Source organism: Comamonas guangdongensis (assembly GCF_041079535.1).
Lineage (GTDB): Bacteria > Pseudomonadota > Gammaproteobacteria > Burkholderiales > Burkholderiaceae_C > Comamonas > Comamonas guangdongensis.
This window is the reverse complement of the sequence record NZ_JBFYGN010000009.1, coordinates 127,709-149,488: the sequence shown is the minus strand read 5'-3', so window position 1 is coordinate 149,488 and position 21,780 is coordinate 127,709. Positions and strand designations below refer to the sequence as shown.

The following is a 21,780-nucleotide window of genomic DNA, read 5'->3' as shown; positions in this document are numbered from 1 at the left end:
AACCATACTGGTGCTTGCATTTGATACAAATCATGCGGATGCCGGGAGCTCAGGGCTTTCAGGCTTGCATGTTCTGCATTCATGGCCCAGCACTCTGCACCTCGCACACACCTTCATATTCCCGCGCTGCCGCGCCTGCTGACCTCCGCCCTGCTGCTGGCCGCGCTCGCGGCCTGCAGCCCTGGCCTGCCGATGCTGCAGCCGCAGGCCCAGATACTGCCCGGCCAATGGCCGGCGCAGTCAAGCGGCAAGCCGGCGCCCGTCGCATCGACACCGGCGGCAGCCATTGCCTGGCAGGATTTCTATCTCGACCCCACCCTGCAGGAGCTGATCCGCGCGGCACTGGGCCATAACCAGGACCAACGCCTGGCCCTGCTGCGCGTGCAGGAGGCTCAGGCCGCCTACAACATCCAGAACGCCAACCGCCTGCCGGCCATAGGCCTGGGCAGCAGCCACGGCAGGGCCCGCGTACCCGGCGATCTCAACGCGAGCGGCCGCTCCGTGATCGCCAGCGACCAGGAGCTCTTCATCGGGCTCAGCAGCTGGGAGCTCGATCTCTGGGGCCGCGTCAAAAGCCTCAGCGACGCGGCGCTGGGCAACTATCTGGCGCTGGACGCCACGCAGCACGCGGTGCAGGCCAGCCTCGTCAAGCAGGTCGCGCAAAGCTATCTGGCGCTGCGCAGCCTGGACGAACGCCTGGAGCTGACCGGGCGCACCATCGCCAGCCGCGAGGAGTCGCTGCGCATCTTCAAGCGCCGCGCCGAGGTGGGCTCCACCTCGCGCTATGCGCTGACCCAGGTGCAGACCCTGGTGCACCAGGCCAAGGCCATAGGGACCCAGCTCGTGCAGCAGCGTGCGCTGCAGGCCCATGCGCTGCAGCAGCTCACGGGCCTGGATGCGGAGCGCCTGCCGCGGGCCGCGGCCACGCCCCTGGTCCTGCAGCAGCTGCCCGAAGGCCTGCCCGCCGATCTGCTGACCCAGCGCCCCGACATCATCGCCGCCGAATATGCGCTGCAGGCCGCCAAGGCCAATGTGGCCGCCGCGCGCGCAGCCTTTCTGCCGCGCATTGCGCTGACCGGCAGCTGGGGCACGGCCAGCGCCGATCTCGACGGCCTGTTCAAAGGCGGCAGTCGTGCCTGGCAGTTCGTTCCTTCGATCTCGCTGCCGATCTTTGACGGCGGCCAGCGCCAGGCCCATCTGAATCTGCAGGCCGTGCGCCAGAACATGGCCGTGGTCCAGTATGAAAAAACCATAGAGACGGCAATGCGCGAGGTGCTGGACGCGCTGTCCAGCCGCGCCACGCTGCAAGACCAGGTTCAGGTGCTGTCCGAGCAGCGCGATGCGCTCAAGGAGCGCAGCCGCCTCGCCCGTCTGCGCTACGACCACGGCGCCTCGCCCTATCTCGACGTGCTGGATGCCGAGCGCGATCTGCTGAGCGCCGAGCAACAGCTGGTCCAGGGCCGCGAAGCCCTGGTCTCCAGCCAGATCGCGCTGTATGCGGCGCTGGGCGGCGGCTATGCGGGCCAGCCCGCCAACGCCGCTGCACCAACGGCACCAACGCCCCGCACCCCATCCTGAGGACAGCATCTCCATGCCCATGAACAAGAAACTGACTCTCGCCGCGCTGATCGTTGCCGCAGCCGCCCTCGGTGCCTATGGCTGGCAGCAATGGCGCATAGCCCAGGCCGCCGAAGGCATGGTCAGCGGCAACGGCCGCATCGAAGCCACCGAAATCGACGTGGCCACCAAATATGCGGGCCGCATCGCCGAGATCCTGGTGCAGGAAGGCGACTTCGTGAGCGCCGGCCAGCCGCTGGCGCGCATGCAGATCGACAGCCTGCAGGCCCAGCAGCAGGAGGCCGTGGCCAGCCGCGACCGCGCCAGCCATGCGGTGACCTCGGCACGCGCCGAGATCGCGCTGCGCGAAAGCCAGTACGCGGCCACCGTGGCCACCGTGGCCCAGCGCGAGGCCGAGCTGGATGCGGCGCAGCGCCGCGTCAAGCGCTCCGAGACCCTGGCCCGGGAAGGCGCATCCTCGGTGCAGGAGCTCGACGACGACAGCGCCCGCGTGCGCGGCGCGCAGGCCGCGCTCAAGGCCGCACAGGCTCAGGCCACGGCCGCCAAGGCCGCCATCGACGCCGCCAAGGCCCAGAGCGTGGGTGCGGAATCCGCGGTCACGGCCGCCGCGGCCACCGTCAAGCGCATCGATGCCGACGTCAAGGACAGCGAGCTCACCGCCCCGCGCGACGGCCGCGTGCAGTACCGCCTGGCCCAGCCCGGCGAAGTGATAGGCGCGGGCGGCAAGGTGCTGAACATGGTGGATGTCTCGGACGTCTACATCAGCTTTTTCCTGCCCGAAACTGTGGCCGGTCGCGTGGCCCTGGGCACCGAGGTGCGCATCGTGCTGGATGCGGCGCCGCAATACGTGATCCCGGCCAGGGTCTCCTTCGTGGCCAGCACCGCGCAGTTCACGCCCAAGACCGTGGAGACGGCCAGCGAAAGGCAGAAGCTCATGTTCCGCGTCAAGGCCCGCATCGCGCCCGAGCTGCTCAAGCAGCATCTGACCCAGGTCAAGACCGGACTGCCCGGCGTGGCCTGGATCAAGCTCGATGATGAACACGCGTGGCCGGCCAAGCTGCAGCTGCGCACCAGCAACACGCCCGCATCGTGAAGGCCGCCATCCCGCCGACCATGACGGAGCCCGTGGCCGCGCTGCGCGAGGTGCAGCTTGCCTACGGCAAGACCCAGGCCCTGCGCTCGCTGACCTTGGACATTCCCGCGGGCATCATGGTCGGCCTGATAGGCCCCGACGGCGTGGGCAAGTCCAGCCTGCTGTCGCTGATCGCCGGCGCGCGCGCCGTGCAGGGCGGCGAGGTACGGGTGCTGGGCGGCGACATGCGCAGCAAAAAGCACCGCGACGCGGTCTGCCCGCGCATCGCCTACATGCCCCAGGGCCTGGGCAAAAACCTCTACCCCACGCTGTCGGTGGAGGAAAACCTGCAGTTCTTCGGCCGCCTGTTCGGCCATGATGCAGCCGAGCGCCGCGCGCGCATCGACGACCTGACCCGGAGCACGGGCCTGCAGAAGTTTCTGCCCCGCCCCGCGGGCAAGCTCTCGGGCGGCATGAAGCAGAAGCTGGCCCTGTGCTGCGCCCTCATCCACGACCCGGACCTGCTGATTCTCGACGAGCCCACGACCGGCGTGGACCCGCTGGCACGCGCGCAGTTCTGGGATCTGATCAACCGCATACGCAGCCAGCGCCCGCAGATGAGCGTGATCGTGGCCACGGCCTATATGGACGAGGCCCAGCGCTTCGACTGGCTGGCCGCCATGGACGACGGCCGGATCCTGGCCACGGGCAGTCCCGCCGAGCTGCTGCAGCGCACCGGCATGCCGGCGCTGGAAGCGGCCTTCATCGCCCTGCTGCCCGAGGAAAAAAAGCGCGGCCACGCGGCGGTCGTGATTCCGCCGCTGCAGACCAGCGACGACGATATCGCGATCGAGGCGCGCGATCTCACCATGCGTTTTGGCGACTTCGTCGCCGTGGACCATGTGAACTTCCGCATCCGCCGCGGCGAGATCTTCGGCTTTCTGGGCTCCAACGGCTGCGGCAAATCGACCACCATGAAGATGCTGACCGGCCTGCTGCCGGCCAGCGAGGGCCAGGCCTGGCTGTTCGGCAAGAAGATCGACCCGCACGACGTGGCCACGCGCCGGCGCGTGGGCTATATGTCCCAGGCCTTCTCGCTCTATGGCGAGCTGACCGTGCTGCAGAACCTGGTGCTGCATGCCGAGCTGTTCCATGTGAGTCCCGAGCAGATTCCCGCGCGCGTCGAGGAGATGCTCGCGCGCTTCGGCCTTGCCGCGGTGCGCCACACCCTGCCCGCCAACATCCCGCTGGGCATGCGCCAGCGCCTGTCGCTGGCCGTGGCCATGGTGCACCAGCCCGAGCTGCTGATTCTGGACGAGCCCACCTCGGGCGTGGACCCGGTGGCGCGCGACCAGTTCTGGCGCTTGCTGATCGAGCTCTCGCGCCGCGACCGGGTGACGATCTTCATCTCCACCCACTTCATGAACGAGGCCGAGCGCTGCGACCGCATGTCCATGATGCACGCGGGCAAGGTGCTGGACAGCGACACACCGGCCGCCCTGACCGCCAAGCGCGGCACGGCCACGCTGGAGGAAGCCTTCATAGGCTATCTGGTCGAGGCCTCGGGCGAGGCGGCGCCCGTGTTCGAATCAAAAAAGGAAGCTGCTGCCGCCGATCCTGCCTCGATCTCAGCTTCGAAGACCTCCGACACTGAGAGTGCGCAAGTGCTGCCAGCTCCTGTTTCCAAAGCACACCCGGCCGGCTTCAGCCTGCAGCGGCTGTGGAGCTATCTGTGGCGCGAGGCGCTGGAGCTGCAGCGCGACCCGGTGCGCGCCACCCTGGCCCTGGTGGGCTCGCTGGTGCTGATGGTGGTCATAGGCTTCGGCATCAGCATGGACGTGGAGGATCTGCGCTTTGCGGTGCTGGACCGCGACCAGAGCAGCATCAGCCAGAACTATGTGAACAATCTCGCGGGCTCGCGCTACTTCATCGAGATGCCGCCGATCCAGGACTATGCGGATCTGGACCGGCGCATGAAGAGCGGCGAGCTGGCGCTGGCCATCGAGATTCCGCCCGGCTTCGGCCGCAGCGTGCTGCGCGGCTCGCACGCGGCCGTGGGCGCCTGGTTCGACGGCGCCATGCCCCAGCGCGGCGAAACCGTCAAAGGCTATGTCCAGGCCATGCACCAGCTCTGGCTGGTGCAGCAGGCGCGCGAGCGCCTGGGCGTGCAGCTTGTCAGCCAGGTCAGCCTGGAGACGCGCTTTCGCTACAACCCCGATGTGAAATCCCTGCCCGCCATGGTGCCCGCCGTGATCCCGCTGCTGCTGATGATGCTGCCCGCCATGCTCACGGCCCTGGCCGTGGTGCGCGAGAAGGAGCTGGGTTCGGTCGTGAACCTCTACGTCACCCCCGTCACGCGCACCGAGTTCCTGCTGGGCAAGCAGCTGCCCTATGTGCTGCTGGCCATGCTGAACTTCTTTCTGATGTGCGCCATGGCGGTGTTCGTGTTCGGCGTGCCCATGACGGGCAGCTTTGCGCTGCTCACTCTGGCCGCGCTGCTGTTCAGCGTCATTGCCACCGGCATGGGCCTGCTGGCCTCGGCCGTCACGCGCAGCCAGATCGCGGCCATGTTCTTCGCCATGCTGGGCACGCTGATTCCGGCCACGCAGTTCTCGGGACTGACCGACCCGGTCTCCTCGCTCGAAGGCGCGGGCCGCTGGATCGGCGAGATCTACCCGGCCACCTATATGTTTGCCATCAGCCGCGGCGTGTTCAACAAGGCCCTGGGTCTGCACGATCTGGCGGGCATGCTGCTGCCGCTGCTGATCGCCATTCCCGTGATCATGGGCGTGGCCATCTGGGCTCTGCCCAAGCAAGAGAAGTGATGAAGCACCCCCTGAGTCGCTGCGCGCCTTCCCCCTCTCTCGCTACGCGGGAGGGGGACGACACCTTCGCTGCGGGGCGGCCCTGGCTCGGTGTCCCTGCGTTGGGCCTGCGCTTATTCAGAGCATCTTCTGCTTCACGGCACACCTTGGATTTTTGCGATGTTGCATAGCCTGAAAAATATCTGGCGCCTGGGCGTCAAGGAACTCTGGAGCCTGTGGCGCGACCCGGTGATGCTGGTGCTCATCGTCTACACCTTCACGGCCTCGGTGTACACGGCGGCCACAGCCATGCCCGATACGCTGCACAAGGCGCCCATCGCCATCGTCGACGAAGACCACTCGCCCCTGTCCGCGCGCATCGCCTCGGCCTTCTACCCGCCGCAGTTCATGCCGCCGCAGATGGTGGACTTCGGCCAGGTCGATCCGGGGCTGGATGCGGGCAGCTTCACCTTCTCTCTGACGATCCCGCCCAACTTCCAGCGCGACGTGCTGGCCGGCAAGAAAGCCGCATTGCAGCTGAATGTGGACGCCACGCGCATGAGCCAGGCCTTCTCGGGCAGCGGCTATGTGCAGCAGATCGTGCTGGCCGAGGTCAACGAGTTCGTGCAACGTCACCGCGGCGCCAGCACCCTGCCCGTGGACCTGGAGCTGCGCGCGCGCTTCAATCCCGGGCTCGACAAGATCTGGTTCGGCGGGCTGATGCAGATCATCAACAACGTCACCATGCTCTCCATCATTCTCACGGGCGCGGCGCTGATCCGCGAACGCGAGCACGGCACGATCGAGCATCTGCTGGTCATGCCCGTCACGCCCACCGAGATCATGCTGGCCAAGGTCTGGTCCATGGGGGCCGTGGTGCTGCTGGCGGCCGGAGTGTCGCTGAATCTGGTGGTGCGCGGCGCGCTCAAAGTCCCTATCGAGGGCAGCCTGCTGCTGTTCATGGCGGGCTCGGCCCTGTGCCTGTTCGCGACCACGGCCATGGGCATCTTCCTGGCCACGGTGGCGCGCAGCATGCCGCAGTTCGGCCTGCTGATGGTGCTGACCCTGCTGCCGCTGCAGCTGCTGTCGGGCGGCATGACCCCGCGCGAATCCATGCCCAAGCTGGTGCAGGACGTGATGCTGTTCGCCCCCACCACCCATTTTGTGGAGCTGGGCCAGGCGATTCTGTACCGCGGCGCCGGCCTGGAAACCGTGTGGAAGCCGTTTGTGTGGCTCGCGGGGATAGGCTCCGTGCTGTTCTGGCTGTCGCTGATGCGCTTTCGCAAGACCTTGTCCAGCATGGCCTGATGCGGCGAACTGTCCCACGGATGTTCCCTGGCCCCTAACCAGAAGGTCCTGCAATGCCATTCACCGCGCAAGAGCGCCAATCTCTGCTCGCCGTCAAAGGCATCGGTCCCACGGTGCTGAAGCGGCTGGAGTCCCTGGGCTACGGCTCCTTCAACCATCTGCGCCAGGCCAATGCCCTGGACATCGTCGCCAAGGCCGCCGCCCTCACCGGCTCCAGCTGCTGGAAAAACAGCCCGCAGGCGCGTGCTGCCGTCCAGGCCGCTATCGATGCCGCAAGAGCGCAGCCTGGGCTGAAGGACGACGCACCCAACGCCTAGAACGACAGGGGCGGCTTGCGCCGCAGAGACTATGAGCCCGCGAGAATCCGCTGCGCATCGCGGGCCGCCACCCACTCCTCGTTGGTGGGCTCCACGCCCACCAGCACGCGGCTGTCGGCATCGGAGATGAGGGGCGCATGGGCCGCATTCGCCGCATCGTTCAGGCTAACGCCCAGCCAGCCCAGATCGGCGCAGACGCGGGCGCGGATCTCGGCGCTGTGCTCGCCTATGCCGGCCGTGAACACCAGCAGATCCAGGCCGCCCAGCGCGGCCGCCAGCGAGCCAATCTCGCGCACGATGCGGTGCACGAACAGATCCAGCGCCATGCGTGCGCGCTCGCCCACCTCGCCCGCATCCCGCACATGCTGGGCGATCACGCGCGGCTCGGACGAAATGCCCGACACGCCCAGCAGGCCCGACTCGTGGTAGAGCAGATGGCCGACCTGCTCCAGCGTCAGCTTCTCGATCTCCATCAGATAGATCACCGCGCCGGGGTCGAGTGCACCGCTGCGCGTGCCCATCATCAGGCCGTCGAGCGCCGAGAAGCCCATGGTGGTCGCCACGCTTTGCAGCTCGCGCATGCCGCAGAGGCTGGCGCCGCTGCCCAGATGGGCCGCGATGGTGCGGCCGCGCGCCCTGTCGCCATGGCGCTCGGCCAGCGCGGTCGCCATGTACGCGTATGACAGGCCGTGGAAGCCATAGCGCCGCACGCCGCGCTGCCACCACTCGTAGGGCAGCGGCAGCATCTGCTCCACCCTGGGCAGGGTGTGGTGAAAGCCGGTGTCGAAGCAGGCGATCTGCGGAATCTCGGGCCGCTCGCGCAGCAGTATCTCCATGGCCTCAAGCGCGAACGGCTGGTGCAGCGGCGCCAGCGGCACATAGCCGCGCAGATCGGCCAGCACGCCCGCATCGATGCGCAGGGATTCGAAATACCGGCTGCCGCCATGCACCACACGGTGTGCAATCGCCGCCACGGCCCGGCCCTCAAGCCGCGCCAGCAGGCGCTCGCGGATGATGCGCAGCGCATCGCGGTAAGGATGCTCTACCCCCAGTTCGATGGCAAAGGGCTGGACCCCGGTTTCGCCGAAATCGGGACCGGGCCCGCCTATGCCCTGGACCTTGCCATTCCACAAGGGCTGGCGCGGCAGCTCCTGGCCCGAGGCCGCGAAGACGGCGAACTTGATGCTCGAGGAGCCGCAGTTCAGAACGATGATGAGGGCCTGACTCATGCGGGCACCTCGGCCGGCATGCGGCCGGCAACGAGGCGGTGGCGGCCATGAAACGAAAACTGCATCTGCCTTCCTTTCAGAGTCGGATTCTGCGCCGGCGCCTATTCATCAAGCGCCAGCAGCCATGGTTTTCATGGCGGCGTCTGCCGGTAGCGATGCGCGAGCAGCAGCGCGATCGCACAGGAGGCGATCCGCGATTCGCGCGAATCGGCACGGCTGGTCAGCACGATGGGCACCTTGGCGCCGAGCACGATGCCCGCGCTGCTGGCGCCGCCCAGATACATGAGCTGCTTGGCCAGCATATTGCCGCTTTCCAGATCGGGCACCAGCAGGATATCGGCCTGACCGGCCACGGCCGAGGCAATGCCCTTGGTTCTGGCCGCGTCCGCGGAGACGGCGTTGTCGAAGGCCAGCGGCCCGTCGAGCAGGCCGCCCGTGATCTGGCCGCGGTCGGCCATCTTGCACAGCGCGGCGGCGTCCAGCGTCGCGGGCATGGCGGGGTTGACCGTCTCGACGGCGGCGAGGATCGCGACCTTGGGCCGGACCACACCGATGACCTGGGCCAGCTCGATCGCATTGCGCACGATATCGGCCTTCTGCAGCAGATCGGGCGCGAGATTGATGGCTGCGTCGGTGACGATGAAGGGCCGCGGATAGGCGGGCGTCTGCAGCACAAAGCAATGGCTTACGCGCCGCTTGGTGCGCAGCCCGGCGCTGGCCGAGACCACGGCGGCCATCAACTCGTCGGTGTGCAGGCTGCCCTTCATCAGCGCCTCGACCTCGCCACTGGCCGCGAGCCTGGCGCCCTGCTCGGCGGCCGCATGGCTGTGGGCCACGTCTTCGATGCGCAGGCCGTCCAGCGCCAGCCCCTGCTCGGCCGCAAGAGCTTCAAGCCTGGCGCGCGGCGCGATCAGCACCGGCTCGATCAGGCCCAGCCGCTGTGCCTCCAGCGCGGCGGACAGGCTGCTGGCATCGCAGGGGTGGACCACGCCCACGCGCATCGGCGGCAAGAGCGCAACGACGTCCAGCAGCCGCGCCAGGCCGTGGTGGCTGGCCACATCCAGCGGCTCCTGCGGTGCCAAGGCCGGTATCTGTGCCGGCGGCGCAAGTCCAGGCTGGTCCGGGTCGCGGCGGCACAGCAGCGTGAGCGTGCCCGAGGCCGCATCGCGCGCGGCCACGGTCACGCGCAGACTCTGGCCGATGGCAAGGCCATGCAGCATATCGATGGTGGATTCGGTCATCGCTCTCCTTTCCTGCCGCGCGGGGCGGCTTTGGGCCGCGCGGCCGGAGCCGGCGGCTGCTGTGCCGCCGCGGCCTGCTCGAACAGCAGCTGCACCCGCTGCAAGGCGGTGGCCACGGCATCGTCGTCGCCCTGCCCGGCGTCTATGGCCGCCATCTGCGCGATCGCCGCGGCGGCCTCGCGTATGGTGTCGGCGGGCGTGTCCCGCAGCAGGCGGGGGATGGCGTCGATGGCGGCACTTCCGCAGTGCATCAGCACCAGGGCCTGCTCGCGGATGGCGGCGCGCAGCTCGGCCTGGCTCCAGCGGCCCGGCGCGCTTTGCTCCAGCAGCTGTGCGGCCAGGTGGTAGTAGCGCTCGTCCACGCTGCGGCGCTGGGCCAGCACGCTGAGCAGGCCGCGCAGCGTGGCCTCGAGCACGCCGCCGCGCTCCACGCTTTGCTCTATCTGCTGCAGCCGCTCGCGCAGCAGGGCCAGGTGCTCTGGCGTGGCACCCGGATGCGGGCGCACGGGGCCGGCCTCGCCACTGGCAGGGCCGGCCAGGGCCTGCATGAACGGCGCGCCGTAAAGCATGTCGAACCACAGCGCATAGAGCTTGTCGCGCCGGTCGCGAAAATGGTCCAGCGAACTCTCCATGGCGGCCGAGAACTGCTGCTGCAGCTGCAGCAACGGGTTGTCACCATCCACGGGCCAACGCTGCTGGCGCACGGATTCGGCACAGGCGCGCACCAGGGGCGCCAGCGGATGCAGACTGCTCCAGGCCTCGAACTGCAGCCGCATCGGGTGCAGGGCCTGCAGCCAGTATGCCGATTGCGCCGTGCTCAGCGCGCGCACCCAGGGCTGCCAGGTGCTGCGGTACAGGGCCAGATTGTTCTCGGAGACGCGTGCCGCGGCATCGAAGCGGCGCTCGGACTGCGCATCGGGCTTGACGATGGCGCGTATCTCGTCGAGGCCGCTGGCACGCACGCTCAGCAGATAGGGGTCGTCCAGCAGCTGCTGCTCCTGAGGCGTGGCGTCGTCCACGCTGGCGCGGTAAATGCCCGCGGGCAGCAGATTGATCTGCTCTATAGCACTGGCGAACTTGTGGTGCTGCTTGCTGCCGACGGCACCCGAGACAAAGATGCCCAGATGGCCGATGCTGTCGTGGGTGCTGAAGATGATGGTCTGGTCGTGGCCGCGCACATCGTCGTCGCTGGCGTAGAGGTCGGTGATCCAGCCCAGGGCCTGGGCCGGCGGCGTGATGTTGTCGCCATACGAGCAGAACACCAGAATCGGCGAGCGGATGTTGCGCAGGTCTATACGCACGCCATCCGAGGTCAGCAGCTGTGCGGTCGACAGCCTGTTGCCTATGAACAGCTGATCGACGATGTACTGCATCTCCACGTCGTTGAGGAAGACATAGCCGCCCCAGTATTTCTCGAAGTCGATGTAGCGCTCGGCCTCGGTGTCGGCATTCGCATAGACCTTGTATGGCTTGCTCCACAGGGTGTTGGCCGGATCGAGCTGCTCGAAGTTCTGCACCAGGTTGGCGCCGTCGAAGCGGCCATGACCCAGATCGCTGGCCAGCGCCGTCAGCCAGCTGCCGCCCAGCAGGCCGCCCGTGTAGCGCATGGGGTTGTCGCCGGCCCAGTACGACAGCGGCGCTCCGGCGACGATGATGGGGCCGAACAGCTCGGGCCAGACCGCAGCCGTCATCAAGATCTGCCAGCCCGCCTGGCAATTGCCGATGACGGCGGGCCGGCCCTCGCTGTCGGGATGCAGCTCGGCCACGAGGCGCAGAAAGGCGGCCTCGGCACGCATCACGTCCTCCACGGTCTGGCCGGGCACGGGATCGGGCAGAAAGCCCACGAAGTAGCACGGATGGCCGGCCGCGAGCGCCGCGCCGATCTCGCTTTGCGGCTTGAAGCCGCCTATGCCCGGCCCGTGGCCGGCGCGCGGATCGACCACCACAAACGGGCGCTTGGCGGGGTCGCTGGGTTGGTCCTCGGGCGGCTGAATGCGCACCAGGCCGTAGTTGACGGGCCGGGGCAGCTCCAGTCCCGACATGACGAGGGCCGACGCGAAGTGCAGCACGTTCGGCGTCTTCGATGCGCGCTGCGCAAGGTACTGGTCGCCCACCTGGCGCTCTATATCGGCGAACAGCACGGTGCGCTGGACCGCATCGGTCGCATAGGCGCTGGCCGCGCGCCACCAGGCCAGCGGGTCGGCAGGCCAGGCGGTCGCGGCACCGGCTTGGCTGGGTTTGCTCATGGCATGCTCCAAAGGTCAAGCTCTCCCCTGCCGGGGAGCTTCAAAAACAATAGCTGCCGGCGCTTTCTGCAACAGCAAAAAGCGCTTGCATGCATCGGGTTTTGGCGCTCGCCGCGGCGACAACGGCCGCCCCGATCCAGGCGCGGCAGTCATCCCGGGCCTGCAGCGCCGGTCACCGGGCGCTGCGCTGGCCTCTTATTTCTCGGCGGCTTTCCTGGCTCCGGCCGGGGCCGGCTCCTGGGTGGCGGGTGTCCAAGCGGCCAGCCATTGCTTGAAGATGTCTTGCAGCGGCAGCGCGGGCAGATTGGGCGCGGCATCGGCGCGCAGCGCATCGGCCACGGCTTTCTGCCAGGCATCCAGCGCCTGCTGCAGGCCGCTGGCAAAGACCTCCTGATTCTTGATGGCGATGTCGCTGACGCTCTTGGCGTCGCTCATGCGGTTTTCGAAGCGGCGCCAGAAGGCCTCGGCCGGCAGGCTGGCCAGGGACTGCCAGTCCTCGGCACGCAGCAGGCCCTCCAGCGCCGCGCCCGTTTCGCTGACGCCCTCGGCGCTGGCCTGCTGCACGGCAGCCAGCCAGCGATGACCGTTCTCGCGCATCAGCTGGGCGATGCGCAATTGCAGCTCGGCGTTGGCCTTGAACAGATTCAGAGGAGTAGCTTGGATGCTCATTTCGGTCTCCGTGCGGTGATGGAGCCTCGCAGCGAGGCCGGCGGGCCGCCCGATTTATCACCATGGCCGGGCAGCCATTGGGAATTCAATGCTCGTGTACATACCGGCCAGGGGCGTCCTCCAGCGGCTTGCCGCGCTTGCCGCCCATGCGCGGCGGCGCCACAGCGGCGCCGGAGCGGGCCTTGAGCCACGCCAGCCACGCGGGCCACCACGAGCCATCGTGCCACGCGGCCTTCTCCAGCCACTGCTGCACCCCGATGTCCGGGCCATGCGCGGCACGCGTGAGCAGCTGGTAGCTGCGGCGCGGGTGGCCGGGTTCGCTGAGAATGCCGGCGTTGTGGCCGCCGCTGGTCAGCAGAAAGCTGATCTCAGCCGGGGTCTGGTGGTGCAGCTTGAACACGGACTGCCAGGGCGCAATATGGTCGCTGACGGTGCCCAGGCAGAAAATGGGCACACGCAGATTGCCCAGCAATACCGCCCGGCCGTCGACCGGATAGCGGTTCTCGCTCAGATCGTTGTTCAGGAACAGGCGGCGCAGGTATTGCGCATGCATCCTGGCGGGCATGCGCGTGGCGTCGGCGTTCCAGGCCATCAGATCGTTCACCGGGGCGCGCTCGCCCAGCAGGTATTGATTGACCAGGCGCGACCACAGCAGGTCGTAGGAGCGCAGCATCTGGAACGCACCCGCCATCTGGTCGGCACGCAGATAGCCTGTTTGCGCCATCTGCGCTTCGAGCAGGCCGATCTGCGACTGGTCGATGAAGAGGGCCAGCTCGCCCGGCTCGGTGAAATCGGTCTGTGCGGCGAACAGCGACACCGACGCCAGGCGTTCATCGCCGTCGCGCGCCATGGCTGCGGCCGCGATGGCCAGCAGCGTGCCACCCAGGCAATAGCCGGTGGCATGCACTCTCCGCCCCGGCACGATGGAAACCACCGCATCGAGCGCGGCGCGCCAGCCCAGGTCGATGTACTCGTCCATGCCCAGGTCGCGGTCGGCGGCATCGGGGTTCTTCCAGGAGATGCAGAACACCGTGTGGCCCTGATCGACGAGATATTTGATCAGCGAGTTGTGCGGCGACAGATCGAGGATGTAGTACTTCATGATCCACGCGGGCACGATCAGGATGGGCTCGGGGTGGACCTTGCCGGTGGTTGGCGCGTACTGGATCAGCTCCATCAGCCGGTTGCGCAGCACCACCTTGCCGGGCGTGGCGGCCACATCGCGGCCGGGCTGGAATGGCTCCGCGCCCGGAGGCGGCCTGTGCGCGAGCAACGCCTGCACATCGTCCATCAGATACTGGAAACCCCGCAGCAGATTCAGCCCCCCTTCCCTGGCGGTGCGCTCCAGCACCACCGGGTTGGTGGCCAGAAAGTTGCCGGGCGCAAGCAGCTCCAGCCACTGCTTGGCCCAGAAGGCGGCCAGCCGCTCGTGGTGCTTCTCTACGCCGGGCACGCCCTGGGTGGCCGCCTGCCACCAGTGTTGCTGAACTAGAAATGCCTGACTCATGAGGTTGAACGGCCATTGCCGCCAGGCCGGGTCCTTGAAACGGCGGTCCGCTATCCCGTGGGTCTGGGAGCCCGACGGCTGCAGCGCCGCATGGTAGAGCTGGGCCCATTCCTCCAGCGCCAGCCGTGCGAGGTCGGAGCGCATGCCGGGGCTGATCGCGAGATTGCACACCCAGTCCGTCCAGGCCAGCAGCTGCGAATGCGGCGAGACCGACATCCACCGCCGGGCCCACGCGGCACGCACAGCCTGGTCAAGCTGCTGGCTGCTGCTGGACGGAACTTCGGCCTTGTGCTCAACCATGGTTGCCTCTTTTGCTGCATGGCAATAACGCAACATCTTAGGGGGCATACGTGTTTACACATATTCAATCCCCACAAAACTTGCGCTGTATCAAGTTGCACCCGGGTCATGGCCGCGCAGCCGCGAACAACGCCACTGGCCACAGCGACAGGCCATGGCCGAAGCAGCCCATTGCGCGCCCCGGTGCCGGCAGGCACTGCAGCGTTTTCCGAATGTGTGCAATAATCGAGAGCTTTTTGCGGAAAGTACACCGGGCTGGCCGGTGCGGCTCCCGCAGTTGACCAAAGGAAGATCATGAAAGCAGGCATTCACCCCGACTACCGCGAAGTTCTGTTCGTGGACCTGTCCAACGGCTTCAAGTTCGTGACACGTTCTTGCGTGAACACCAAGGAAACCGAAACCTTCGAAGGCAAGGAATATCCCCTGTTCAAGCTGGATACCTCCTCTGAATCGCACCCCTTCTACACCGGCACGCAAAAGTCGGTAGACAACATGGGTGGCCGCGTGGAGAAGTTCCGCAACCGCTTCGGCAAGAAGTAATTCCTGCTTCTTCGCTGGCAAAGGCAGCCCGGGCAACCGTGCTGCCTTTTCTTTTGCCGCTCCACGGGAGATGGCCGATTTCCGGCCCCGCGCTGCGACATGCGCAATGCTCCTATCATGGGAGCACCATGCGCTGGTATCCCCGGCGCTACCGCTTGATCAGACCGCGCATCTGCGGTCTGCCGCCACAGGATTGATTGTGTGAACCAGCCCACACCTGCCATCGTTGCCCAAAGCGCCGTGCGCCGCCTGCCGCGCTGGGCGCTGCTGTTGCTGTGCCTGGCCTATGTGCTGCCCGGCTTTGTCCTGCGCGGCCCCTGGCGCTCCAACGACATGGAGGCCTTTGGCTATATGCGCGAGCTGGCCCAGGGTCACACCTCCTGGCTGGCCCCGCAGCTTTCGGGGCTTGCACCCAGCATGGACGGCCTGCTGCCCTATTGGCTGGGCGCCTTATCGCTGCAGGGCCTGGGATGGCTGCTGGGCCCCGAGATGGCCGCGCGCCTGCCATTTATCGCGCTGCTGGTGCTGACGCTGGCCGCCACTTGGTGGGGCGCCTATTACCTGGCCCGCACCCCGGGCGCGCAGCCCGTGGCTTTTGCCTTCGGCGGCGAGGCGCAGCCTGGCGACTACGCGCGCGCCATGGCCGATGGTGCGCTGCTGGCCCTGGTCGCCTGCCTGGGACTGGCCCAGCTGTCCCACGAAACCACCAGCTATGTCACGCAGCTGGGCTGCACCGCACTGCTGTTCTTTGCGGCGGCGGCCATGGCCTATCACCCCAGAAAATCCGCAGCAGCGCTGATGCTGGGCATGCTGGGCCTGAGCCTGAGCGGTGCCCCGACCATGACCGTGCTGTTCGGCCTGGGCGGCAGTCTGATCGCCTTCACCCAGCAATGCTGGGGAGATGCACCGGGCCGCGCCCACCGCCAGGCGCGCCTCTGGGCCGGTACCTGGCTGGCGGCCACGGTGGTGGCCGCCGCACTGACCACCGCACTGCAGCAATGGGTCTGGCATCTGGTCGATGCTGCCGGCAACTGGGGCGATCTGCTGCAGCTGCTGCTGTGGTTTTGCTGGCCCGCCTGGCCGCTGGCCTTGTGGACGCTATGGGTATGGCGCCGCCAGATTGCGCAGCCCGCCCGCAACCCCCACCTGGGCATTGCGCTGCTGTTCGCGCTGGTGCCGGTTGTGGCCTGCCTGAGCAGCCTGCCCGCCGACCGCGCGCTGCTGCTGGGCCTGCCGGCCGTCGCCACGCTGGCCGCTTTCGCGCTGCCCACCTTCCGCCGCAGCATCAGCGCGCTGATCGACTGGTTCACGCTGCTGTTCTTCACGGCCTCGGCCATCGCCATCTGGGTGGTGTGGCTGGCTTTTCAGACCGGTTTCCCGTCGAGGATCGCCGCCAATATCGCGCGGCTTGCGCCCCAGTTCGAAGCCAGCATCTCCTGGCCCGTTGTCATCGTGGCTCTGGCCGCCACGGCCGGCTGGTTTGTGCTGGTGGTCTGGCGCACCTCGCGCAACCGCGCCGCCATCTGGAAGAGCCTGGTACTGCCTGCCGGCGGCGCCACGCTGAGCTGGCTGCTGCTGTCCACCCTGTGGATGGCGCCCCTGGACCATGCGCGCAGCTATGAGTTCCAGATGCACCAGCTGGCCGCCCAGCTGCAGCAGAACCGGGTCGGCAGCTGCCTGCTGACCTATGGCCTGGGACGTTCCCAAATCGCGGCCGTGCGCTACTACACCTCCGTGGACACGGCCCTGCTGCGCCATAGCGCGCCGGGCCAGTGTGACTGGGCCCTGGTGGACGCCGACCGCTGGGCCGGCGACCACAACCGCAAGCTGCGCCTGGGCTGGACCGAGGTTTCGCACATCACCCGCCTGACGGGCCAGAAAGAGGTTCTGATCCTGCTCAAGCACGCCGCCCAATGAAGGGTGAGCTGCAGCATATCGGCCGCCATGCGGTGACGGTGCTGGCAGGCCAGCTGGCCGTGATGGCCTTCGGCACCACCGACACCATCGTGGCCGGCCGCTACTCCGACGATGCGGTGGCCGCGCTGTCGGTAGGCTCCGCGATTTTCGTGAGCGTCTATGCCTCGCTCATGGGCATTTTCCAGGCTCTGCTGCCCCTGTGGGCCGAGCAGCGTGGCGCGGGCCAGCCGCTGGCCATAGGCCGCTCGCTGCGCCAGTCCATGTATCTATGCCTGCTGGCCTGCATGCTGGGCATGGCCGTGCTGCTCATGCCCGACGCCCTGCTGCGCTGGACCGATGTGCCCGAAGCGCTGCAGCATGAGGTCAAGCGCTATCTGGCCGTGCTGGCCTGGGGTCTGCCGCCTGCCCTGCTGTTTCGCATCTACAGCGCCCTGAATCAGGCACTGGGCCACCCCAAGCTGGTGACCTGGCTGCAGCTTTGCTCCCTGCTGATCAAGGTGCCGCTGTCCATCTGGCTCACTTTCGGCGGACTGGGCCTGAGCCCCATGGGCGCCGCGGGCTGCGCTCTGGCCACCCTGGTGGTCAACTACACCGTGTTCGGCGTGGCTTTGTGGCTGGTGCGCAGCCAGGATCTGTATGCGCCGCTGGCGCTTTGGGACCGGCTGGAGGCTCCGGACTGGAAGCTGCTTGGGCATTTCTGCCGCCTGGGCGTGCCCGCGGGGCTGGCCATTCTGGTGGAGGTGACCTCGTTCACCCTCATGGCCCTGTATGTGTCGCGCCAGGGCTCGCTGGCATCGGCCAGCCATCAGATCGCCGCCAATCTCGCCGCCATAGGCTATATGGTTCCCCTGTCCCTCGCGATTGCGACCAGCGCGCGCGTCAGCTACTGGCGCGGCGCCGGCGACGAGGCCCGGGCGCAGGCCCTGATCCGCAGGTGTTTCCGCCTGGCTCTGCTGGTCGGATTTGCGGTTTCAGCTGTTTTTTTCCTGGCGCGCCGGCCTATCGCCGACATCTACACGGACTCACCCAGCGTGCTTCCCCTGGCCTCCTGGCTGCTGATCTGCGTCGCCGCCTACCATCTGGCCGACGCGGTGCAGACCTACTGTATTTTCGTGCTGCGCTGCTACCGCGTGACCGTGGCCCCGCTGATCCTCTACTGCGTGCTGCTATGGGGCGGCGGCCTGGGCCTGGGCTACTGGCTGGCCTATGCATGGCAGGCGCCCCCGGCCTGGCGCGGCTGGCAGGCCACACCCATGCCATTCTGGGTCTGCAGCGCCGCGGCCCTGTTCGTGACGGCTGCCGCGTTCAGCGGCATTCTGTTCCGGGCGATACGCAGTCCCCAGCAGTGATGCGGCGGCTCAGGCCTGCTGCGATGCGGCCGGCCTTGCCACGGCTTCCCCGCTCTGACCCGGGCGCACCCGGCTTGCGGGAAAGGTGACCGCGAATTCCGAGCCCTTGCCGAGTTCGCTGTCGATGCTGAGCTTGGCGCCATGGCGCTGCAGCACATGCTTGACGATGGCCAGACCCAGTCCTGTCCCCCCCGTGTCGCGCGAGCGGCTGCGGTCCACGCGATAAAAACGCTCCGTCAGACGCGACACGTATTTGGGATCGATGCCCGGCCCCGAGTCCCTGACGGAAAACCGTGCCGAACCATCCTCCAGCTTTTGCCAGCTCACGTCGATCTGACCGCCGGCGGGCGTGTAGCGCATGGCATTGGCCAGCAGATTGGAAAACGCGCTATGCAGCTCGGCACTCGCACCGGCGATCTCGCCGGCCTCAGCCAGCACCTGCGCATCCGGGAAGTTCAGCACATGCGGCCTGGCCTGCTTGCGCGTGAGCGCCGTGGACAGGCCGCGCGCCTCGTTCTCGCAGCGCTTGAGCAGCTGCGACACCAACATCCAGTCGTTGTTGCTGGGCAAGGGGCTGCCTTCCAGGCGCGACAGCGTCAGCAGGTCCTCGACCAGATGCTGCATGCGTTCGGCCTGCTGAGCCATGAGGTCCAGGTAGCGCCGGCGCTCATCCGCTTCCAGCGGCAGGTTCTGCAGGGTCTCCACAAAGCCCGCGAGCACGGTCAGGGGCGTGCGGATTTCATGCGAGACATTGGCCACGAAGTCGCGGCGCATGGCCTCGGCCTGCTCCAGGGCCGTGACATCGCGCGCCAGCAGCAGCTTGCGCCCTTCACCATAGCCGTAGAGCTGCACCGAGAGCTTGACCGGGCGCGAAGGCGTGCTCTCCCGGCCCTGCATGACCAGATCGTGGGTGAAATCCTGGGTCGCGAAATAGGCGCTGAACTGCGGGTCGCGCACCAGATTGCCTATGCTCTGCATCACGTCGCGGGTGGCATCGAAGCCGAACTGGCGTGCCGCGATCTGGTTGCACCACTCTATATGCCCTTCGGCATCGAGCAGCACCACGCCGTTGGGACTGGCCTGCAGCGCGGACAGGATGTCGTTGAGCCGCTGGTCGCCCTGCTGCACCTGCTGCACGCTCTGACGAATCCAGCGCCGCATGCGCACGCTGGCCTCGCCCCAGATGCCGCTGAGATTGGGCACGGCGCCAAGCTCGGACTGGCGCAGCCAGTTCAGCAGGCGCGCGCCATTCCAGCTGTCCACCAGCCACCAGATCCAGCCGCCCAGCAGCGCCCCGACAAGCGCTGCCAGGCACTGGGCCGTAACACTGGCCTCGGGGTGAAGCCCATAGGACCACACCAGCCACAGCAGCAGCGCAGCAGCGATCTGAGAGGCCAACAAACGAAATCCGCGCCACCCCATATTTGCTTTCTGTTGTGTTTTTTACGGTGGCCCGGCCTTGGGCGGCCGGGCCGCGGTTGGCAAAAGGGTTGTTTCAGGCCAGCGCCTGGGCGCTGAAGCGGTAGCCCGCACCGCGCACGGTCTCGATCAGGGTACCGGCCACACCCAGCGATTCGCGCAGCCGCTTGACGTGCACGTCCACGGTGCGCTCCTCGATGAACACATGGTCGCCCCAGACCTTGTCCAGCAGCTGCGCGCGGCTGTGCACGCGCTCCGGGTGCTTCATCAGGTAGTTGAGCAGCTTGAATTCCGTGGGGCCAATCTTGAGCAGATCGCCCTGCCAGCTCACGCGGTGGGCTGCAGCGTCCAGCACCAGCTCGCCGATGCTGACCTTGTCCTGCACCTGCTCGGGCGCACGGCGGCGCAGCACGGCGCGGATGCGGGCCAGCAGTTCCTGCGTGGAAAACGGCTTGGTGATGTAGTCGTCCGCACCGGCATCCAGGCCCGCCACCTTGTCGGGCTCGTCGCCGCGCGCGGTGAGCATGAGAATCGGCACGCTACGGGTGCGGCCTTCGGCGCGCCATTTGCGCGCCAGCGACAGGCCGCTGGCCCCGGGCAGCATCCAGTCCAGCAAAATCACGTCGGGCAGCACGGCATCGAGCTCGCGCTGCGCCGAAACACCGTCTTCCGCCCACACGGGCTGGAAACCGTTATGCCGCAAATTGACCGCGATCAACTCTGCAATCGCCGGCTCGTCCTCCACGATGAGGACCATGGGCATCTTCTTCATCCCTGGCTTGCCTCCCGCTTACAGCACCGCAGATTCGATGGCCGCCATGGTCTGGTGGCGCACGTCCTTGCCTTCGACAAGGTAGATGATGAGTTCGGCCACATTCTTGGAATGGTCGCCGATGCGCTCTATCGCCTTGGCCAGGAACAGCAGGTCCAGGCTGGCCGAGATGGTGCGCGGATCTTCCATCATGTAGGTGATGAGCTTGCGCACAAAGCCGTCGAATTCGTCATCGATCAGGTCGTCTTCCTTGAGAATGGCGACCGCGGCCTTGGTATCCAGGCGCGCAAAAGCGTCCAGCGTCTTGCGCAGCAGCTCGGAAGCCATCTCGGCGGCCACGCGCAGCTCGCCGCTGGGCAGCGAGCGGGCCGCGCCGCTTTCGATGATGGCCTTGACCATGCGCGCCATCTTGCAGGCCTCGTCGCCCATGCGCTCCAGATTGGCCGTGGCCTTGGAGAAGGCGATCAGCAGGCGCAGATCGCGCGCCGTGGGCTGGCGGCGGGCGATGATGGAGGACAGCTCCTGATCGATCTCCACCTCCATGGCATTGACGCGGTCTTCCGTGGTCACTACCTGATCCACGGCGTCGATGCTGAAGCTGGTCAGCGCATAGACGGCATTGCGGATCTGCGACTCGACCAGGCCGCCAAGCTCCATGACGCGGGCGGAGACGCGGTTGAGTTCGCTGTCGAACTGAGTGGACAAATGTTTTTCTGTCATTTCTGAGTCCTTAACCAAAACGGCCGGTGATGTAGTCTTCGGTTTCCTTGCGCTCGGGCTTGAAGAACATTTTCTCAGTCTCGCCGAACTCCACCAGATCCCCCAGATACATATAGGCCGTGTAGTCGCTGCAGCGCGCGGCCTGCTGCATGTTGTGGGTCACGATGACCACGGTGTAGTCGTCCTTGAGTTCGGCAATCAGCTCTTCGATCTTGGCCGTGGAAATCGGGTCCAGCGCCGAGCAGGGTTCGTCCAGCAGCAGCACCTCGGGCTTGATGGCGATGCCGCGCGCAATGCACAGGCGCTGCTGCTGGCCGCCGGACAGGCCGGAGCCGCTTTGCTGCAGCTTGTCCTTGACCTCGTTCCACAGCGCGGCCTTGCGCAGCGCCCATTCCACGCGATCGTCCATGTCGGAAGCGTTGAGGTTCTCGAACAGCTTCACGCCGAAAGCGATGTTGTCGTAGATGGACATGGGAAAAGGCGTGGGCTTCTGGAACACCATGCCGACCTTGGCGCGGATCAGCGCAACGTCCTGCTTGGAGGTCAGCAGGTTTTCGCCGTCCAGCAGAATCTGGCCCTCGGCGCGCTGCTCGGGATAGAGTTCGAACATGCGGTTGAAGGTGCGCAGCAGCGTGGACTTGCCGCAGCCCGAGGGGCCGATGAAGGCCGTAACCTTTTTCTCCGGAATGTCCAGATTGATGTTCTTGAGCGCGTGGAACTTGCCGTAGTAGAAGTTCAGGTCGCGCACGGCCAGCTTGGAGTTGGCAGGAACAGTGGTTGCAGTCATGGTCT

General features: G+C 67.0%; 17 protein-coding genes. 8 read left to right on the top strand and 9 right to left on the bottom strand.

Going from position 1 to position 21,780, the window contains the following annotated elements:
- Nucleotides 1-81: 81 nt before the first annotated feature.
- From AB6724_RS10415 to AB6724_RS10395, 5 genes are all read left to right on the top strand, one after another.
- Complete coding sequence (locus AB6724_RS10415; RefSeq protein WP_369338448.1) at nt 82-1,578, top strand: efflux transporter outer membrane subunit; 1,497 nt, start codon at nt 82-84, stop codon at nt 1,576-1,578.
- Between the two features lie 13 nt (nt 1,579-1,591).
- Entirely contained in the window at nt 1,592-2,671 is a 1,080-nt protein-coding gene (locus AB6724_RS10410) for an HlyD family secretion protein (protein ID WP_369338447.1), read from the top strand.
- Between the two features lie 20 nt (nt 2,672-2,691).
- Nucleotides 2,692-5,475 (top strand): ribosome-associated ATPase/putative transporter RbbA, encoded by a 2,784-nt coding sequence (gene rbbA / locus AB6724_RS10405; RefSeq protein ID WP_369338494.1) that lies wholly within the window; start codon nt 2,692-2,694, stop codon nt 5,473-5,475.
- Nucleotides 5,476-5,634: 159 nt separating this feature from the next.
- Nucleotides 5,635-6,762, top strand: coding sequence for an ABC transporter permease (locus tag AB6724_RS10400; protein ID WP_369338446.1), 1,128 nt, complete (start codon nt 5,635-5,637; stop codon nt 6,760-6,762).
- Nucleotides 6,763-6,815: 53 nt separating this feature from the next.
- Nucleotides 6,816-7,079 carry a helix-hairpin-helix domain-containing protein gene (locus AB6724_RS10395; protein WP_369338445.1) on the top strand — a complete coding sequence of 88 codons (264 nt, stop codon included), beginning with the start codon at nt 6,816-6,818 and terminating at the stop codon, nt 7,077-7,079.
- Nucleotides 7,080-7,108: 29 nt separating this feature from the next.
- On the opposite strand, the gene AB6724_RS10390 is transcribed toward AB6724_RS10395, so the two are convergent.
- The 5 genes from AB6724_RS10390 to AB6724_RS10370 form a co-directional block, all read right to left on the bottom strand.
- Nucleotides 7,109-8,308: an acetate/propionate family kinase gene (locus tag AB6724_RS10390; protein ID WP_369338444.1), complete on the bottom strand. Its 1,200-nt coding sequence runs from the start codon at nt 8,306-8,308 to the stop codon at nt 7,109-7,111.
- A gap of 131 nt (nt 8,309-8,439) precedes the next feature.
- On the bottom strand, nt 8,440-9,549 hold the full coding sequence (locus tag AB6724_RS10385; protein WP_369338443.1) for a bifunctional enoyl-CoA hydratase/phosphate acetyltransferase: 1,110 nt from the start codon (nt 9,547-9,549) through the stop codon (nt 8,440-8,442).
- Nucleotides 9,546-11,795 (bottom strand): DUF3141 domain-containing protein, encoded by a 2,250-nt coding sequence (locus AB6724_RS10380; protein ID WP_369338442.1) that lies wholly within the window; start codon nt 11,793-11,795, stop codon nt 9,546-9,548. Before AB6724_RS10380 ends, AB6724_RS10385 begins: the two co-directional genes overlap by 4 nt.
- A 195-nt stretch (nt 11,796-11,990) precedes the next feature.
- Nucleotides 11,991-12,464 carry a phasin family protein gene (locus AB6724_RS10375; RefSeq protein WP_369338441.1) on the bottom strand — a complete coding sequence of 158 codons (474 nt, stop codon included), beginning with the start codon at nt 12,462-12,464 and terminating at the stop codon, nt 11,991-11,993.
- Between the two features lie 85 nt (nt 12,465-12,549).
- Nucleotides 12,550-14,271 carry a PHA/PHB synthase family protein gene (locus AB6724_RS10370; RefSeq protein WP_369338440.1) on the bottom strand — a complete coding sequence of 574 codons (1,722 nt, stop codon included), beginning with the start codon at nt 14,269-14,271 and terminating at the stop codon, nt 12,550-12,552.
- Nucleotides 14,272-14,565: 294 nt separating this feature from the next.
- On the opposite strand from AB6724_RS10370, the gene AB6724_RS10365 reads away from it, so the two are divergent.
- The 3 genes from AB6724_RS10365 to AB6724_RS10355 all read left to right on the top strand — a co-directional run bounded on the left by AB6724_RS10365 (nt 14,566) and on the right by AB6724_RS10355 (nt 18,077).
- Nucleotides 14,566-14,811: a type B 50S ribosomal protein L31 gene (locus AB6724_RS10365; protein WP_369338439.1), complete on the top strand. Its 246-nt coding sequence runs from the start codon at nt 14,566-14,568 to the stop codon at nt 14,809-14,811.
- 201 nt (nt 14,812-15,012) lie between these two features.
- A complete protein-coding gene (locus tag AB6724_RS10360) occupies nt 15,013-16,728 on the top strand; it encodes a hypothetical protein (RefSeq protein WP_369338438.1) in 1,716 nt (571 codons plus the stop codon).
- Nucleotides 16,725-18,077 carry an MATE family efflux transporter gene (locus tag AB6724_RS10355; RefSeq protein WP_369338437.1) on the top strand — a complete coding sequence of 451 codons (1,353 nt, stop codon included), beginning with the start codon at nt 16,725-16,727 and terminating at the stop codon, nt 18,075-18,077. Before AB6724_RS10360 ends, AB6724_RS10355 begins: the two co-directional genes overlap by 4 nt.
- A gap of 9 nt (nt 18,078-18,086) precedes the next feature.
- Here the strand turns inward: AB6724_RS10355 and phoR are convergent, their stop codons facing one another.
- The 4 genes from phoR to pstB form a co-directional block, all read right to left on the bottom strand.
- On the bottom strand, nt 18,087-19,478 hold the full coding sequence (phoR, locus tag AB6724_RS10350) for a phosphate regulon sensor histidine kinase PhoR (RefSeq protein ID WP_369338436.1): 1,392 nt from the start codon (nt 19,476-19,478) through the stop codon (nt 18,087-18,089).
- 94 nt (nt 19,479-19,572) lie between these two features.
- Nucleotides 19,573-20,268 carry a phosphate regulon transcriptional regulator PhoB gene (phoB, locus tag AB6724_RS10345; RefSeq protein ID WP_369338435.1) on the bottom strand — a complete coding sequence of 232 codons (696 nt, stop codon included), beginning with the start codon at nt 20,266-20,268 and terminating at the stop codon, nt 19,573-19,575.
- An 18-nt stretch (nt 20,269-20,286) separates the two neighbouring features.
- Nucleotides 20,287-20,988, bottom strand: coding sequence for a phosphate signaling complex protein PhoU (gene phoU / locus AB6724_RS10340; protein WP_369338434.1), 702 nt, complete (start codon nt 20,986-20,988; stop codon nt 20,287-20,289).
- A gap of 10 nt (nt 20,989-20,998) precedes the next feature.
- Nucleotides 20,999-21,775, bottom strand: a complete 777-nt coding sequence (gene pstB, locus AB6724_RS10335) for a phosphate ABC transporter ATP-binding protein PstB (RefSeq protein WP_369338433.1) — start codon at nt 21,773-21,775, stop codon at nt 20,999-21,001.
- Nucleotides 21,776-21,780 lie beyond the last annotated feature (5 nt).